This is a genomic window from Alteromonas sp. AWQ4_252, assembly GCF_056158205.1.
The window spans coordinates 844,402-860,249 of the sequence record NZ_JBSWSV010000001.1; the positions used below are offsets into that span (position 1 = coordinate 844,402).

The following is a 15,848-nucleotide window of genomic DNA, read 5'->3' on the forward strand; positions in this document are numbered from 1 at the left end:
TATTTGAAGGAAAATCGCTTGCCATTTCTGCCTTGGGACGAAATAGACACGGTTCTGCTCGACATGGATGGAACCTTACTCGATCTCCACTTTGATAATCACTTCTGGATCGAACACTTGCCGAAAAAAATCGCTGAACGGACGAAGCAGCCGGTGGATGAAGTGAAATCTACCATGACAGCGCATTACCAGCGGGTATTTGGCAAGATACAGTGGTATTGCCTTGATTACTGGGCTGAGCAACTGGATATGGACATCATGGCGGCGAAACGCGAAGTAGAGCACCTCATTTCCATGCGTCCTGATACCCTGCCCTTTTTGGACGCGCTGCATGACAGTGGCAGAGAGGTTGTGCTTGTGACAAACGCACACCCCGATAGTTTATCCTTAAAAGTGGAACATACCCGTTTGGACAACCATATAGATACTCTGATTTCTACCCATGAGTTCGGGGTTACAAAAGAGTCTCAATCACTGTGGCAGCAATTACAGGCAAAGCTAGGTTTTGAGCCACACAGAACACTGTTTGTTGACGACAGTTTGCCTATTTTGCACGCCGCGCAAAAGTTCGGCATTGGTCACTTACTCGCAGTGAATAACCCCGATAGCCAGTTACCACACCGGGACATAGATGAATTTCCCGCGGTCAGTGATTATCGAACACTCGTTCAGGATATTATGTCTCAGCCCGTAAAGGCCAAGCTATGAGTATTTGTATTGTAGGCTCGAGAAATCCGGTAAAAATGAACGCGGCCAAAGAGGCGCTCAGCTTGTGTTTGCAAGTGCCCGGGCTGGAAGTAATTGGACAGGATGTTCCCAGTGGCGTGCCAGAGCAGCCAATGACTACAGCGCAAACTCGTGAAGGCGCAATTAACCGGGTTAAAGCGTGTGTAGCGAATGCAGGTGATAAAGCGAGGCAAACGGATTGGTTTATCGCCATCGAAGGCGGTGTTGATTTGTTTGACGACGGGCCAGCCACATTCGCATTTGTCGCTATTTACCATCGGGCCGTTTGGTCTGTGGGAAGAAGTGCGAATTTGCCTTTACCAAGGAAAGTTTATCAGGCACTTGTTGACGGAGGTGAGTTAGGCCCGGTTATGGATGCCATGTTCGACACTACTAATATCAAGCAAAAAGGCGGCGCCATCGGTTTACTTACTAATCACCTGGCTACCCGGCAGAGTGTGTACGAGCAAGCCATTTTGTTGGCAATGGCAAGGTTTAATCACCCTGAGTTGTACGCGGAAGGCTAATTGTCCATTGCTCATTGCTGGAAAACACACCCAAAGCTCAACACGTTCTTATTAAGTTCGGTGTTTCAGTGATCAGCGTTCTAAGGAGGCTGGCTGGTGGTACTGTGAAATTCTTTTTCACACCATGAATATTATTGCCAGTGTATCACCATCACTTTTCATTGATTTATTGGGTTAACTCTCAAGCTATTGATGACAATAGTTTTTTTGTTTTGGCCTTAGTATTGCTACTACTTCTGTCCATGATGGAAACAGGAGTTAGAATATGTCTGACAAAGTACAAACGATCAATCCTGCAACAGAAAAGCCTCTTGCCGAATATACGCTAATGACAGAAGCACAAGCTAACGAGGCTGTAGACAATGCTCACGAAGCCTTCTTGAGCTGGAAAAAAACGTCTTTTGAAACCCGCGCCGAAAAGCTCAATACCTTAGCTGATCTGATGGAGTCCAAAGCGGACGACATCGTCGATATGATGGTAAAGGAAATGGGTAAGGTAGCGGCTCAGGGCTATCAGGAAGTAGAGCTTTGTGCTGGTATCTGCCGTTATACCGCTGAAAACGGTGCATCTGTTCTGCAAGATGATAACCGCGTTTACGATGGTGGTAGCGCCATCATCACATACCAACCAATAGGTGTTATTTTAGGTATCCAACCCTGGAACTTCCCTCTTTACCAGGTTATCCGTTATAGCGCTGCCAATGTGATGGCAGGGAATACCACGGTAATGAAACATGCGAAAAATGTGTTCGGTATGGCTGAGATGATACAAACCATGTATGAGCAAGCCGGTTTCCCTAAAAATGTTTATCAGTCACTTCTGGTTGATGGCAAAACAGCCAGCGCACTTATCAAGCATGACAAGGTGCGTGGTGTCACCTTTACCGGCAGTGACGGCGTTGGTAAATCGGTTGCTGAGACAGCGGCCAGCTTAGCGAAGAAAACTGTGCTGGAACTGGGTAGTAATGATGCATTTGTTGTATTGTCTGACGCTGACATAGACACAGCGGTGGAAGCCTGTGTGAAAGGTCGCATCATTAATAACGGTGAGACGTGTGTCGCCGCGAAACGCTTTATCATCGTTGATAGTATATACGATAAGTTTAAAGGTAAATTTATCGAAGCCTTCAAAGGGCTGAAAGTAGGTGATCCTTCAGCAGAAGATAGCGATCTTGGCCCAATGGCTCGTGAAGACTTGCGGGATGAACTGCATGATCAGGTTATGGAGTCGGTTAAAAACGGCGCGACTTTATCTTTAGGTGGCGAAGTGCCGAATACTACCGGTTGGTATTATCCGGTTACGATTCTTGAAAACATCAAGCCAGGCATGCCAGCTTACGATGATGAGTTATTCGGTCCCGTAGCATCGTTTATTCGTGCCAAAGATGATGCCGATGCTATGCGTATTGCCAATGATTCACGCTATGGCTTGGGTGGTGGTATTTTCACTACCGACAAAGAAAAAGCTATTACCCTTGCCAGAGAAGAATTTGATACAGGCATGGTCAATATCAATGGGTATTCACTCGCTCAGCCTAACCTTCCATTCGGTGGCGTAAAAGACAGTGGTTATGGCCGGGAACACGGCGGTTTCGGTATGCGAGAATTTGTAAATGAGAAAACGATTTTCATTGCTGAGTAATGCAAATCCGCTATTAGCTAGATGAACGGCCACAAATGTGGCCGTTTTTTTTATAAAGAAAATTCTGTATATCCATCTGCACCTGGGCGGCCGAAAATAGCCCCTGCCTGATGCACTTCTTCAGGTAAGGAGGGATCCGGCTTAAATTTGCCCTTAATGGAAAAACCTTTAAAGCCCGCTTCAAATACAGCGTCTAAGCTGAGCCCCAACATATTGGGTTCTTTCACGATAACGCCTATACCTTCGTTCTCACAACGCAATGAAGCCGAGTAGTTCCCAAAATCTATTGGCCCTCGCGTACCGGCTACTGTCGCCTTTAGCCAATCTCCGAAGCCCACTAATTCATTGCAATTGGGACCAAAAGACAATTGTTCAATTCGTACTCTGAAACGCCCCCCAGCGTTCACCGGGACGGGTAGCTTCACTTCCGCAAGTACTCTGTCTACAGGTAGAAAAAGCAGAAAATCGTCAGAATTTATCTGTTGGGAAGAAAATACACTGGTACTCACTTCTCCCTTAAATGACACTTCTTGGGCGTCTCTGAGGTTACCACCTTTAATGTCAGCATGAAGTTTTCCGATAAGTAGAGATAGACCTGATATCTCCCATTCCACGTTAGTTACCGGTATTCCATTTATGACTGCAGCCTGTGCTTTGCCTTCCCACACAGTGCCACTGATACCGTAGAGGTTGACCCCTTTGGGTAACGATTGCCCTTGTAGCAGATGACTGGCTGGCATGTAGAGCACTACGAAAAATAAGAACGCAAAAACTGCCAGAAGCGTCCAAAGGAACTTTGATTTCATTATTTACCTAACTGCAATCGACGAATTCGAACCATACCCGGTTCGTTACTTTCAGCAATATCCACCTGAATAATGCGGATCCCCATTTTTTCCATCACCTCTAGCCAGCTCAGAACATCATTAAACGATGCCTCATCCACAGAAACTTGTAGTTCCTCGTCCTGCGGCTGCATTCTGGCGATGGCAATATTGTGTCTTGCTGATGTGTTATTTACTGCCTGAGGCAGAGAACCTGAAAAGGTTTGAATATTTCCGCTTTTGCGCAGCTGTATCGCCCGGGCACCTTGTTCCTGCACCCACACAAGCAGAGATTGTTGAGCGTCATAGTTAGCCCGCTCTTTCTCAACACCGCTACTAAGTGGCTGCCAAATGCCCCAATAAAAAATGGCTATCCCGACTACAACAGCTGTGATCAATACCAACCGTTGCTCACGTTCGCTTAGCGCTTGATATCTTTCCTTTAATGTCATCATTAACCCCGAATAGCGACTGTACCGATCACGGTATTGTCGCGATTGTTAATTGCGCCTTGCTCGACTTCAAAACCCACATTCTCGGCCTGACGGCGAAACTGTTCAAGGGATTCAAAGGTTTTCCCCTGAGCCTGCATGCGAATTTCTGCCCGCTCTGCATCAAACCGAAGTGTTTGCGCCTTCACCTCGGAAGCTGAAAAAGCGGGGGTTAAGGCATCTATCATCACCAGCATAGAACTTGTTGTACCACCTTGATCTAACCTCGCCATTTCGCCGCGAATTTTAAGCCGTAAATCCCGGTACGTACCCAGGTTGGGAAAGCCTCTTTTCACCGCCGTGTCGATTTGAGTTTGGAGGCGAGCATTTTCTTGTTTGAGCTGATAGAGGGTCACGCTTTTGTCTACCAAACCTGTAATCAGTACTATCGCGGCTAGCACAGCTGCAACGCGCCATTGATACCAGTGTCCGGCTTGCTTGCGCTTTATGCGGTACTCACCCTGATAAAGGTTTGTTGAGCAGTTTATCGCACCTGTTGCCAGCACGTGCATGGGCAAATCGAGGTCGTTATCCTGGAGTTCAACATTCGGCAGGTTACTCAGGTCAAGGTCAGCGTAGTTGCGCACACTTACTGGTTTTTCATGTTGTCGAATAACATGGGTAAACGCGGGTAAAATCCACGAAGCTTCTCCCTGTAAGCCCTGCCATTCATCTTCGCGAATGAGCAGGCTGTCGCCAATGGCGAGTAAAGACCAGCCTGCTTCATTATGCGGCACAGCTAACACATCCGGCACGAGTTTGTCGCAGAACAGACCTGCGTCGCTCAACCAGTGTTGCCATTGTTCCATTTTTGCTTTATCGACCACGGCTACTGCCTGTTGATCGCCTTTGCGTGGGCCCATGGCAAAAAACTGTGTGCTGATATCCTGGGCTAATTCATCTTCCAGCATAAACGGAATAGCTGACAACACTTTGCGGCCAGCTTTGGGCGGTAAGGATACCCATTTCAGCAGAATATCACTGGCAGGGGCCAGTGCAATAATAGACCGCTGCCCAGCACGCTCTTTTAATGTGGTTAGCTGCGAAGCGTCGGGCAACTCACCTGACGCTATGATTTCCTGCTCAGTTGTGGACCACACCAGCCATTGTATTGGTGTATCGTATTGTGACCCCAGTCTGACAATGAGCTGTTCCATTACCTGATTCCTCCGAATTCGCGGCGTATCACTTGTACATTTTCGCCGCCCTGAGCCTTAAACAATGTGCTCAGTGTGAACGTTGCTTTATTGTATGATGTCTTTGTATGCAACATAAAATACTTCGTTGTTATGGTAAACCAGTTGCGTTGTGTGTCACTCAAATCCAACGCGGCAATAGCTGGCTCACCGAGAAAATCATTCACACTGTCCCAGCCGTCGTTAGGACGACTGTTAATTACGTTTTGTGCATCGGTTAGTGTGAGCCCTGTCATGCCAGCAAGTACTGCAGCACGCTCTTCTGTCAGGGTATTCACATTCACTGCCAGTGTAGACTCTTCGGGAATCACACACACTAATGGAAGGATATCATTAATCCACGCAGGGCTGATGCCGTTAATGAGGCGCAACTCCGACTGATTACTCATCAGCGCATTTGCCGCTAAATACGGAAACTCACGGCTTTCGTATTCACTGTCTTCCGCACCATAAGTTCGCATGCGATCGTCGCTGTCTAACCAATCTGCCAGGCTGTCTCTAACAGTTTCTGCGGTAAAATTATCGATGTTTTCGCTAAATGCTTCTAACATTTTGCCGAAGGCATCCATGGTTTCGGACACCTGGGTGCTTTGATTTCGATTTGTATCGCCTTCAGCCAGTGCATTGAGGTTGAAACAGCTCTGCGCATCTTCTAGCTGAGCTTGAATGCCTCCGTTGTCCAACGGGAAAGCAAATTCCTGAGCCCATGGCTGAGTAATGACAATTTTATCGCCGGTTTCGTCAAAAAGGGTTTTAATAGATTTCCTGGCAAAGGCCTCTGCTCCCATGGCGTACCAATACGCCTGGTTGTTGTCTTTAAGATTCGACGTGCGCTGAACTTGTAACTGAAGCCGGGTTCCCATGTCTGTGGCAATGATGACCACAAGGGCAACAATCATTAACACAATAATAAGAGCAATGCCTTTCTGACCCTGGATGCCGCGATTCATAGTGTGGCTCCACTTAAGGTGAACTCACGGCGAATTAATCCAAAATCTTTGGTCACAAACTCAATAGCAACGGCTTTAGGCAGCACTGCGCCCACGTAGCTTTCACGCCAATTGAGCTCGTCGCTGTCTGATAATGAGTTGGCGTCCTCCTCCATATCAGCGATGAATTCAACTTTAAACTTGTCAATGTCTTCCAGAAGTACTCGTACTTTGGGTTCAGTGCCAATAACATTGTCGACGTAGTTGGTGTGCAGTCGTTCCAGGTTACCGTCTCTTACCCGATAAGCCACCGCTTGCAGTGTACTTCTGGGCAACATCATTTGCGGGTTTTGCCAGCCACTTCTGACGAAAGCCAGGCCTTCGTTATCATCTTCATCCCGCTCGCCACCACGCATGACAATGGGGTTGGTCTGACCGTCAATACGAACCGGACGAGGTACTGCCTGCTGCAAATCGCGTTCAATAGTGATCACCGCGCGCTGCAGGCGTTGAAACTTATCGAAATGTTCAGAGGATATGGCGTCACTGTCTAATACTGTGGTCAGCACAGCAGTAGAAGCCACACTGATAAAGGCAAAAATAGCGATTGCTACCATGATTTCAATGAGAGTAAAGCCGCGCTGTTTCACGGAGTATCCCCATCGTTATCATCAGAACTATCGTCGTTATTGAGGTCATCGGTGCTATCGGCCGATGAATCTGTATCAACTTCCGGCAAAGCGATCGGGCGAGAGATGTAGGTGACAACAGAGGTGTCAAAATACTCATACTGGTCGTCGGAGCCAACACTAATTTCTATTGCCCGCAAGTCTTCGTCTGCTGTTTTCTGTACTACTTGTTGCCAAAACCAGGTGCGATCGCCCATTTCCATGGTGCCGCGTACATTATTTTTGGGCGGCCAGGTGGCGGTGAGTTTTACCCGGTTCAAGCGATTATTGGCAACCCAGGTGGCAAGTGTCGCTTCTTCCACACGACTAACACTGTTTAAATGTTCTGAGGCTGCTTTCATTACGGCAGTGCCGGCAAGGGCAAATATTGCCAGCGCTGCCATTACTTCCAGTAGTGTCATGCCTCGTTGACGGCGAGCTAATGGTTTCATTCCGGCGGCTGCTCCATGGGGCCGCCAAGCAGCAAAGGGGGCACATCCTGATTTTGTAGTTGGTAATAGACAGGCTCGTCGGTGCTAAAATTGGGCTCGTAAGACAAAGTGAGGGTAAAAGGGGTAATTTCCCCGCTAGACATAATAAGCACTTGCGGTGGCGGCAACTTTCTCTCTTCTTCATTGCCTATTTCTGTGTCGGCGTCATCCAGTGTAAAGTTCTCATCGAAAACTTCTCTGTCGAAGAGTTGGTCGTCCGTGTCCCAGGGTAAATCGTCCAAATTCAGCTCGAACCGGAATGGCTCAGCCAGCGTGTGCTCGTCGTATAACTTCTCATCACTAAGCTTTTCCCATTTATCATCTTCGTTGAGAAAGACAAAATAGTAGGCATGCTCAAGAGGTTCAAAGCGAACGCCCAGTTGGCGCTGATTTAGCACCGCGTAATCGCTGGCCATATCAATCAGTACCTGAAGTCGCTGTCCTTCCTTTCTGAGCTGATCACTCTGATCGACGCCAAAAAAATTTAACACCACGTAACCGGCTGCCAACCCCATAATGGTAATGACCAGCAAGATCTCCAGCAAAGTAAAGCCGCGCAATGCTTTGGGATTGGACATGTGTGACAACCGGTTCATACACGTGATGAATTACAGGTAATCGTTGAGATTCCAGGTGCCGATATCGTCTTCGGTGCCGGGTAATTCGTCTGGGCCGTTAGAAAAAATGTCATAATCACCCATTTCCCCGGGGCTTAGGAACTGATAAGGATTTCCCCAAGGGTCTTCAGGCAGACGCTGAATATAACCACCTCTTTGATAGGTTTTTGGAATAGGATCAATGGTCGGCATTTCTACTAATGCTTCCAAACCCTGCTCCGTAGTAGGGTAGCGTTTTGCCTGCATGCGATACATGGCCACCGCGCCCTCAAGGTTTTGAATATCTACCGCCGCTTTTTTCAGCTCGGCAGTTTCCTGGTTGCCAATTACATTGGGTAGAACCATGGAGGCAATAATGCCGATGATTACCAGCACCACCATAATTTCTAATAGCGTGAAGCCACCATTGCGTTTGATTGTTTTCATTAGATATTCACCATGTCGTTCATTGCTAAAATGGGTTGAAGGATGGCCATGACAATAAACAGTACTACCACAGCCATCACAAGAATGAGCGCAGGCTCGAAGATTTTCAAAGAAATATTTACCTGGGCTTCGAATTCCCGATCCTGGTTGTCTGCGGCGCGCCCCAACATTTGCTGTAACTCGCCTGATTTCTCACCGGAGGCAATCATGTGCATCATCATGGGGGGAAACACCCGCGTTTTTTCTAACGCGGCTCGTAAACTGCTGCCTTCTTTAACATTGACAGTAGCATCTATGATTTGGTTCTTTATATACTGGTTTTGCAGTACGTCAGCAGAAATGCGCATGGCTTCCAACAAGGGAACTGCGCTGGAAGACAATATACTAAGCGTACGGGCAAAACGGGCGGTATTGAGGCTTTTGCTTACTTTTCCTACCACTGGCATGCGCAGAATAAGCCGGTGATATTTCAGCTTCATGGCAGGTTTTTGGATTACCCGGTTAACAGCTAAGATTAATAGTACCAGCACGCCTAATAAAACTAAGCCGTAACTCTGCAGCCACTCGCTCACGCTAATGAGGATTTGCGTGATTGTGGGGATATCCTGGCCCATGTGATCGAACTGACCGACAATTTTAGGTACAACCATGGTGAGCAACAGTGAAATCACGCCTACAGCAAAGAACAACATGATCACCGGGTATACTAAAGCTTGTGTTATCTGGCTGCGGGTTTGCTGTCGTCGCTCTGTGTAATCGGCAAGTTTGTTTAACACAACATCGAGGTGACCAGACTTTTCTCCAGCTGCAACCATCGCCCGGTAGAGTTCATCAAATACACTGGGGAACTGGGCCATGGAATCCGCCAGACCGTGCCCTTCTACAACCTTGCTACGCACCGCCATCATCATATTTTTGTGGCGGGGCTTTTCACTTTGTTCTGCCACGGCTAACAAGGCTTCTTCAATAGGCAGTGCCGACTCCACCAAAGTTGCGAGTTGGCGAGTAAGCAGGGCGAGATCAGAGGCCGAAATACGCGGTTTGAAAAGGCTGAAACCCGATGATTGGCTACTGGCTTTTTCGGCGACAACTTCTACTTCGAGGGGGATCAGGCCTTTTTCCCGCAGTTGCTGGCGAACCTGACGGGCATTATCACCCTCCAATACGCCTTGCTTATTGCGGCCATGGCTGTTGACCGCTTTGTACGAAAACGCAGCCATGGGTTAATCCTCCCGGGTGACGCGAAGGACTTCTTCCAGAGACGTCACACCAGCCAGCACCTTTTGACAGCCGTCTTCGCGAATACTGGGGGTAGTTTTGCGGATGTGCCTTTCGATTGCCTGTTCACCTTTGCCATCGTGCATCATGTCCCGTATCGGTTCGTCTACCAACAGCAATTCATGAATACCTGTTCTGCCGCGATAGCCGGTTTGGTTACAGGCCGCGCAACCTTTGGGTTGATAAATAGTCGTTACCTCAGCGCTATCAGCCAGGCCCAGTAATGCTTTTTGCTGATCGTTTGGCGTAGTGGGAATTTTACACTCGTTACACAGCGTTCGTACCAGCCGCTGAGACAATACTGCCAGTAAGCTCGATGACATTAAAAATGGCTCAATGCCCATGTCTTCCAAACGTGTGATAGCGCCTGCAGCAGTATTGGTGTGCAATGTGGACATTACCAAGTGGCCGGTTAAACTGGCTTGTACAGCTATTTGTGCGGTTTCAATATCGCGAATCTCACCGACCATCACCACATCCGGGTCCTGACGTAAAATAGCGCGTAAACCACGAGCAAACGTCATATCTACCCGCGGATTTACCTGTGTTTGACCAATGCCAGGTAAATCGAATTCGATAGGATCTTCTACGGTAAGAATATTGCGGTCTTTTGAGTTTATCTCTGTAAGACCAGCGTACAGGGTTGTACTCTTACCAGAACCGGTGGGGCCGGTAACCAGAATGATGCCATGGGGCTTGCGAATGAGTGCTGAGAAGATGTCGCGATTGCGCTTGGTCATGCCAAGATCTTCTAAGTTGAGCCTGGCGTTATTCTTATCGAGCAAACGCAATACAACCCGCTCACCATGGTTTGATGGCATGGTTGAAACCCGCACATCTACCGCACGACCGGCAATGCGCAGGGTAATGCGTCCATCCTGAGGAACCCGTTTTTCTGCGATATCCAGCTTTGCCATAACCTTTATACGGGAAACCAGCATTGACGACAGTTTGCGGTTAGGACGCAATATTTCCCGCAATACACCGTCTACCCGAAAACGGACAATAAGTTGGTTTTCAAAGGTTTCGATATGAATATCTGACGCACCTTCTTTGATGGCTTCTCCCAACATGGCGTTGATGAGTTTAATGATGGGCGCATCATCTTCACTGTCCAGCAAATCCTCGGTGTCGGGCAGTTCTTCTGCAAGCGAGAACAAATCACTTTCGTTACCAAGGTCTTCCATTAATTGTTTTGCTGCGGAAGAGTCACGCTGAAAAGCCTTCGTAAGTAAACTCTCGAAATTGTCCTGCTCTATTTCGACAAGGGTAAAACCTTCCCCAAAAAAGCGCCTTACTTCAGCAAACACACTAAACGGTGTGGCCTGGGTATAATACAAGGTGGCCGGATCCGTATTGGTTTCCAACAACACATGATTGCGTTTGGCAAAACCGAAACTCAATTGCCGGGGACCGACTGCCTCTTCAAGTTCATCTTCGGGCAGGCTATCCATAGCTTCTTCCTGGGCTGCGATTGCTTGCTCCAGCGGGTCGTCGTGCGCAGCCATAATCAGTTGTTTTCCTCTTCTTTTTTATCTTTTTCCAGAATGTAGTCTTCAAACGAAGGCGGAAGTGCCAGGGCATCATCCCACTCAGGCATTGAAGGTTGTTCCTTGGAAGGCATCAGGGATACGCCTTCAGAATGGTGTTTCAACTGCTGTGCACGAATATAGTTGTACTTGCGATGGCTGATCTCATTCATGGTCACGCCGTCTCGCACAATGGTCGGTTTGAGGAACACCATAAGGTTGCGCTTGCGCTTACTTGAAGACGTGGATCTAAACAAATGACCTAAAACTGGGATATCACCGAGCAGAGGTACTTTGGACACGCTTTCCTGAACATCTTCGTCAATTAAGCCACCTAGTACAATAGTACCGCCATCATCCACAATAACGGTGGTTTTAATTTGACGTTTATTAATGGAAATATCTACTGCTGTAGCACCACTTACCGATGACACCTCTTGCTCAATGGTAAGCTGAACGGCATCACCTTCATTAATTTGCGGCGTGACTTTCAGCTTAATACCTATTTCCTGACGTTCAACGGTTTGGAAGGGGTTTGAGTTATTCGCACCAGTAGTCGTACCGGTAATAATAGGCACTTCCTGACCCACGATGAAAAAGGCTTCTTCGTTATCCATAGTGGTTAAGTGCGGGGTGGCAAGTACGTTGGAGTTGGTGTCTGTACTCACAGCTTGTACCACAGCGCCCCAACCATCTTTAATTACCCCTGCCAGTAAGCCATTGGCACCGCTGAGTAAGCTGGCCAGAGCGGTGTAGTCGCCATCGTCAGTGGTGGTTACTTCAACCACGTTACCTTCATCGGTAATGTAGGCTTCAGTGTCCGTCTCGTCTTCAGCTTGCTTCAGGGCTACGGCTAACGAGCCAACCGGCACAACGCCGTTTGTAAATTGCGTTCCGCCGCCTTCTTCAGTTACCCATTGTACGCCAAGCTGTGCACCGTCGCCTTCAAATACTTCAACGATAATGGCTTCAACCTGTACTTGTGCCCGGCGAATGTCCAGCTGCCGAATGACTTCTTCTAAAGAACGCATCATGTCGGGTTCTGCTGTGATCACGACTGCGTTGGAATCTTCGTGGGCATCAATACTGATTTCACGGTTAGTGGACGACCGGCGATTGGTACCACTACCTTGCTCTTCCGCTTGAATACTTGCTGATACTCCTTGCAGCACTTTCACCAAATCATCGGCTTTAGCATAGTTGAGAAACACCACGCGGGTATTACCACTGGTTTCAAGCTCCTGATCCATGCGTTGAATCAGATTGACAATCCGAGCCCGTGCTTTGGCATCACCACTGACAATAACGGAGTTCGTGCGGTCGTCCGCTACTGCTCGCGGTTCAGATTTACCAGTGTTAGCAGCCTTGCCCTGAGATTTATTAATACTGTCGACAATGCGCACCATCTCAGAAGCGGAGGCATAACGAAGTTTTACAATTTCTACCTCTTCGTCACCGGCGCGGTCAACCCGTTCAATAATTTCTACTAACCGGTTAACTACCGCTGCGCGGCCGGTTAGCATCATTACGTTGGATGGGTCGTGGGCGACAACGTTACCGCCGCCCGCCTGGTCGTTCAGCTGGCGCAGTATGGGCGCGAGTTCTCGAACTGGGACATTGTAAACCGGCACTACGCGGGTGATCATTTCATCGCCGTCGAGGGCTGCACCTTCAACTACCGGAATATTTGAAGTTTTCGCTTCTTTTGAGCGAACAACTTTTAGAACCCCGCTGGGCATTTCAACCACGGCAAAATCGTACACCTGCAATACGTTTAAAAAGAACTGGTAGTACTGTTCTTCGGTGAGCATGTCGTAGGAACGTACGCTAATTTTGCCCCGTACGTTTGGCTCGACAATGATCGTTTTCTTGAGGTTTTTACCAACAATGGTAATGAATTCATTGATATCCGTGTCTTTGAAGTTGGGCATATACTCTGCTGCAGTAGCAGATACGCATAGTGCAACAGCACATATTGTTGCTGTTACCCGCGAAAATAATGTCCGGCTCTTTTGCCTCATGATGCTGTCTTCCTACTTTTCTTATTCATTACCCGGCTCCGGCATGTCCAGATACAGAGTGATGTATTCGCCGTCACGTGTCAGCGTTAATTCAATAGTATTGGCCTGTTGCAACTCGGTCATTGCTTCTTTGGCTTGCTGAGGGTCGGTGAGATCCAACCCGTTTATCTGAATCACGATATCGCCAGACTGTAAGCCCGCCGATTTAAATAATTCCGGCTTTTTACCTGGAGAAATTTTGTAACCATTCAATTGCCCGTCGCCAATACTCGGGCTGATAGAAATATAATCTGTAAAGCTGGCCGGGCTTTCACGCAACTCAGAAGTAATAGACTCATCCAGCTCTACCGCCTTTGGCCTTTGTGCAGGTACCACCTGCTTTCTGGGAGGTTGTCTGCGCTGGGCTTCAGCTTGCTGTGCTCTGCGTTTGTTGGCCTCGTCGTAATCGATGCCATCAAGCATGAGTGTTTCTTTGCGAATACCATTTTTAATAATAACGCGGTCACCCAGCACCTGATCTAAGGTGGCGTTGGTACCTTCAATTTTTTCGCCAAGGCCATACACGTTTTGCGTACCGCGATTTTCAATAATGGCAGCAGCTTCCTCCTGCAGAGAACTGGCGACTACGCCTGTTAAAGTGAGGTTTAACTTGGTTTCTGGTGCGTCTGTAACCGGTTGTTCTTCTACTACTTCCACAGCATTCGCTGTGCCAAACAGGTTTAACTGTTGTATTTTTGCCACATCGACCCCACCTTGCGCATTCTGAAGAGGTTTTGGTGCAGACGATAAACCAGACGGTATGGCAGGACCGCTGGGTTCAGGTATAATTTGCCAAATGAGCCTGGCAGCAAAAGCTAATAAATAGAGGCTCAGAAGTACTACAACGACGAGGTGCAGTTGTTTCTGGTGCCGGCTGAAGAAAAATGCCAGAGACTGTGTGTTAAGTTTGTCGAGTGTCATGTGATGTCGTTGGTACTGCTCGTTTATTTATTGATTTAGAGTGATGCACACGATAGCGACTCATCATAGCCTAGTCGAGGCGGGGGTCACAACACTAAAACGAAAGAGTGACAAAATTATTACATGAGCAATCGCAATCAACACGATGCCGATGTCAGTGTCCGCCTGGACAAATGGCTTTGGGCTGCAAGATTCTTCAAAACCCGAGCGCTTGCCAGGGAAATGGTGCAAGCGGGAAAAGTTCATTACAACGGTCAACGCACTAAACCGGGTAAGGTTGTAGAACGCGGTGCAATGATAAAAGTTCCCGCCGGTTGGGATATAAAAGAAATTAAAGTGCTTGAACTTAGTGACAAGCGCTTGGGGGCACAGCTTGCTCAAGCACTGTATGAAGAAACAGAAGCAAGTGCTGCGCAACGGGAAGCGAATCAAACAGCCAGAAAGCTCAGCGCGTTTCACAGCCCTAAACCGGAGCAACGCCCGGATAAAAAACAGCGTCGGCAAATAATTAAATTCAAGCAGCAATAAGCTGTGAAAACAGGATATTTGGCATGAGTCAATATGATGAGTTACACCGCTATCTTTTAAATGCGGCAAATGTACGTGGCGAATTAGTGCGTCTGGAAGAGAGTTTACAGAAGATCGTTCATAGCTATGAATACCCGATTCAAATTCAGCGGTTATTAAGTGAAATGGCTGCGGCCACCTGCTTACTTACTGCTATTTTGAAGTTCAAGGGCGAAATTGGTTTGCAAATACAAAGCAAGGGCCCGGTAAGTTACGCGGTGATCAATGCGACGCACGACTACACGCTGCGAGGAGTGGCTCGCTGGGATGAGAGTTTGACGGAGATACCGGAGACCTTTGCTGAACTCATCGCCAATGGTGTTCTGGTTATTACAATTACCCCAGAAGAGGGTGAGCGTTACCAGGGCGTTGTGGCATTAGACAAAGCTACTTTGGCTGAATGTCTTGAAGAGTATTTTACTCAATCGGAGCAATTGGCTACAAAGGTCATGCTGATGACGGATTTGTCACAAACCACTGCCCGGGCAGCGGGAATGCTTCTGCAGATATTACCCTCTCAGGCACAAAATACAGACGTATCCCAAGATACGGAGTTTGAACATGTGGTGAAATTAAGTGAAACCCTGACCGATGAAGAAATGTTCGGTTTACCGGTTAACGATATTCTCTATCGCCTCTTTCATCAGGAAGAAGTTGAAGTTTACCCGCCACACGATGTGAAGTTCGCTTGTACCTGCTCAAAACAGCGCAGTGCTGATGCATTGCGAAATGTAGAAAAAGCTGAGCTCTTGCAAATCATTGAAGAAGATGGCTCGATAAAAATGAATTGTCAGTACTGCCACGCTGAATACCAGTTCGATAGTGTGGATGTAGAAGCTATTCACGCCGGGCAATTCGTTGAAACGAGGAAAGATCAGTAACAATAGCGCTGTTACCCGGCAAGGGTAACAGTGTTTTCATTTCTCCTACCTCTCGCACCAACGCATCGTTTTGTA

16 protein-coding genes and 1 pseudogene are annotated in these 15,848 nt (G+C 47.8%); 5 read left to right on the top strand and 12 right to left on the bottom strand.

Annotated elements, in window-relative coordinates; genetic code table 11:
- The first annotated feature begins 18 nt into the window (after nt 1-18).
- The 3 genes from yrfG (at nt 19) to ACXACM_RS03730 (ending at nt 2,895) form a co-directional block, all read left to right on the top strand.
- Nucleotides 19-708 (top strand): GMP/IMP nucleotidase, encoded by a 690-nt coding sequence (yrfG, locus tag ACXACM_RS03720; RefSeq protein WP_474824207.1) that lies wholly within the window; start codon nt 19-21, stop codon nt 706-708.
- Entirely contained in the window at nt 705-1,253 is a 549-nt protein-coding gene (gene yjjX / locus ACXACM_RS03725; protein ID WP_474819881.1) for an inosine/xanthosine triphosphatase, read from the top strand. Before yrfG ends, yjjX begins: the two co-directional genes overlap by 4 nt.
- A gap of 265 nt (nt 1,254-1,518) precedes the next feature.
- A complete protein-coding gene (locus tag ACXACM_RS03730; RefSeq protein WP_474819883.1) occupies nt 1,519-2,895 on the top strand; it encodes an NAD-dependent succinate-semialdehyde dehydrogenase in 1,377 nt (458 codons plus the stop codon).
- Between the two features lie 50 nt (nt 2,896-2,945).
- Here ACXACM_RS03730 and ACXACM_RS03735 read toward each other — a convergent pair whose 3' ends face one another.
- The 12 genes and pseudogenes from ACXACM_RS03735 to gspC all read right to left on the bottom strand — a co-directional run bounded on the left by ACXACM_RS03735 (nt 2,946) and on the right by gspC (nt 14,325).
- Nucleotides 2,946-3,701, bottom strand: a complete 756-nt coding sequence (locus ACXACM_RS03735) for a type II secretion system protein N (protein ID WP_474819885.1) — start codon at nt 3,699-3,701, stop codon at nt 2,946-2,948.
- Nucleotides 3,701-4,174 carry a type II secretion system protein GspM gene (gene gspM / locus ACXACM_RS03740; protein WP_474819887.1) on the bottom strand — a complete coding sequence of 158 codons (474 nt, stop codon included), beginning with the start codon at nt 4,172-4,174 and terminating at the stop codon, nt 3,701-3,703. The genes ACXACM_RS03735 and gspM overlap by 1 nt, the downstream gene beginning before the upstream one ends.
- Nucleotides 4,174-5,367 (bottom strand): type II secretion system protein GspL, encoded by a 1,194-nt coding sequence (gene gspL, locus ACXACM_RS03745; protein ID WP_474819888.1) that lies wholly within the window; start codon nt 5,365-5,367, stop codon nt 4,174-4,176. The genes gspM and gspL overlap by 1 nt, the downstream gene beginning before the upstream one ends.
- The gene (gspK, locus tag ACXACM_RS03750) at nt 5,367-6,356 is read right to left on the bottom strand and encodes a type II secretion system minor pseudopilin GspK (protein ID WP_474819890.1); all 990 of its coding nucleotides are present in this window, start codon (nt 6,354-6,356) and stop codon (nt 5,367-5,369) included. The genes gspL and gspK overlap by 1 nt, the downstream gene beginning before the upstream one ends.
- Nucleotides 6,353-6,952: a type II secretion system minor pseudopilin GspJ gene (gene gspJ / locus ACXACM_RS03755; protein WP_474824209.1), complete on the bottom strand. Its 600-nt coding sequence runs from the start codon at nt 6,950-6,952 to the stop codon at nt 6,353-6,355. The genes gspK and gspJ overlap by 4 nt, the downstream gene beginning before the upstream one ends.
- Nucleotides 6,953-7,074: 122 nt before the next feature.
- Nucleotides 7,075-7,455: pseudogene (gene gspI, locus ACXACM_RS03760) on the bottom strand (type II secretion system minor pseudopilin GspI); the annotation flags it as partial.
- Nucleotides 7,452-8,072, bottom strand: a complete 621-nt coding sequence (gspH, locus tag ACXACM_RS03765) for a type II secretion system minor pseudopilin GspH (RefSeq protein WP_474819891.1) — start codon at nt 8,070-8,072, stop codon at nt 7,452-7,454. The gene gspH and the pseudogene gspI, both read right to left, overlap by 4 nt.
- A gap of 30 nt (nt 8,073-8,102) precedes the next feature.
- Entirely contained in the window at nt 8,103-8,537 is a 435-nt protein-coding gene (gene gspG, locus ACXACM_RS03770; RefSeq protein WP_474819892.1) for a type II secretion system major pseudopilin GspG, read from the bottom strand.
- Nucleotides 8,537-9,757 carry a type II secretion system inner membrane protein GspF gene (gspF, locus tag ACXACM_RS03775; protein WP_474819894.1) on the bottom strand — a complete coding sequence of 407 codons (1,221 nt, stop codon included), beginning with the start codon at nt 9,755-9,757 and terminating at the stop codon, nt 8,537-8,539. The genes gspG and gspF overlap by 1 nt, the downstream gene beginning before the upstream one ends.
- Nucleotides 9,758-9,760: 3 nt before the next feature.
- On the bottom strand, nt 9,761-11,323 hold the full coding sequence (gene gspE / locus ACXACM_RS03780; RefSeq protein ID WP_474819895.1) for a type II secretion system ATPase GspE: 1,563 nt from the start codon (nt 11,321-11,323) through the stop codon (nt 9,761-9,763).
- A 2-nt stretch (nt 11,324-11,325) separates the two neighbouring features.
- Nucleotides 11,326-13,365, bottom strand: a complete 2,040-nt coding sequence (gspD, locus tag ACXACM_RS03785; protein WP_474819896.1) for a type II secretion system secretin GspD — start codon at nt 13,363-13,365, stop codon at nt 11,326-11,328.
- A 21-nt stretch (nt 13,366-13,386) separates the two neighbouring features.
- Complete coding sequence (gene gspC, locus ACXACM_RS03790) at nt 13,387-14,325, bottom strand: type II secretion system protein GspC (RefSeq protein ID WP_474819898.1); 939 nt, start codon at nt 14,323-14,325, stop codon at nt 13,387-13,389.
- A gap of 123 nt (nt 14,326-14,448) precedes the next feature.
- Between gspC and hslR the strand changes: the two genes are divergently transcribed.
- Nucleotides 14,449-14,853, top strand: a complete 405-nt coding sequence (hslR, locus tag ACXACM_RS03795) for a ribosome-associated heat shock protein Hsp15 (RefSeq protein ID WP_474819899.1) — start codon at nt 14,449-14,451, stop codon at nt 14,851-14,853.
- 23 nt (nt 14,854-14,876) lie between these two features.
- Entirely contained in the window at nt 14,877-15,773 is an 897-nt protein-coding gene (hslO, locus tag ACXACM_RS03800) for an Hsp33 family molecular chaperone HslO (RefSeq protein WP_474819900.1), read from the top strand.
- The last annotated feature ends 75 nt before the right edge of the window (nt 15,774-15,848 follow it).

Excerpts from the sequence above, each read along its gene's own strand:
- yjjX (WP_474819881.1), top strand. The coding sequence starts at position 705 with ATGAGTATTTGTATTGTAGGCTCGAGAAATCCGGTAAAAATGAACGCG.
- ACXACM_RS03730 (WP_474819883.1), top strand. The coding sequence starts at position 1,519 with ATGTCTGACAAAGTACAAACGATCAATCCTGCAACAGAAAAGCCTCTT.
- ACXACM_RS03735 (WP_474819885.1), bottom strand. The coding sequence starts at position 3,701 with ATGAAATCAAAGTTCCTTTGGACGCTTCTGGCAGTTTTTGCGTTCTTA.
- gspM (WP_474819887.1), bottom strand. The coding sequence starts at position 4,174 with ATGATGACATTAAAGGAAAGATATCAAGCGCTAAGCGAACGTGAGCAA.
- gspL (WP_474819888.1), bottom strand. The coding sequence starts at position 5,367 with ATGGAACAGCTCATTGTCAGACTGGGGTCACAATACGATACACCAATA.
- gspK (WP_474819890.1), bottom strand. The coding sequence starts at position 6,356 with ATGAATCGCGGCATCCAGGGTCAGAAAGGCATTGCTCTTATTATTGTG.
- gspJ (WP_474824209.1), bottom strand. The coding sequence starts at position 6,952 with ATGGTAGCAATCGCTATTTTTGCCTTTATCAGTGTGGCTTCTACTGCT.
- gspH (WP_474819891.1), bottom strand. The coding sequence starts at position 8,072 with ATGTCCAATCCCAAAGCATTGCGCGGCTTTACTTTGCTGGAGATCTTG.
- gspG (WP_474819892.1), bottom strand. The coding sequence starts at position 8,537 with ATGAAAACAATCAAACGCAATGGTGGCTTCACGCTATTAGAAATTATG.
- gspF (WP_474819894.1), bottom strand. The coding sequence starts at position 9,757 with ATGGCTGCGTTTTCGTACAAAGCGGTCAACAGCCATGGCCGCAATAAG.
- gspE (WP_474819895.1), bottom strand. The coding sequence starts at position 11,323 with ATGGCTGCGCACGACGACCCGCTGGAGCAAGCAATCGCAGCCCAGGAA.
- gspD (WP_474819896.1), bottom strand. The coding sequence starts at position 13,365 with ATGAGGCAAAAGAGCCGGACATTATTTTCGCGGGTAACAGCAACAATA.
- gspC (WP_474819898.1), bottom strand. The coding sequence starts at position 14,325 with ATGACACTCGACAAACTTAACACACAGTCTCTGGCATTTTTCTTCAGC.
- hslR (WP_474819899.1), top strand. The coding sequence starts at position 14,449 with ATGAGCAATCGCAATCAACACGATGCCGATGTCAGTGTCCGCCTGGAC.
- hslO (WP_474819900.1), top strand. The coding sequence starts at position 14,877 with ATGAGTCAATATGATGAGTTACACCGCTATCTTTTAAATGCGGCAAAT.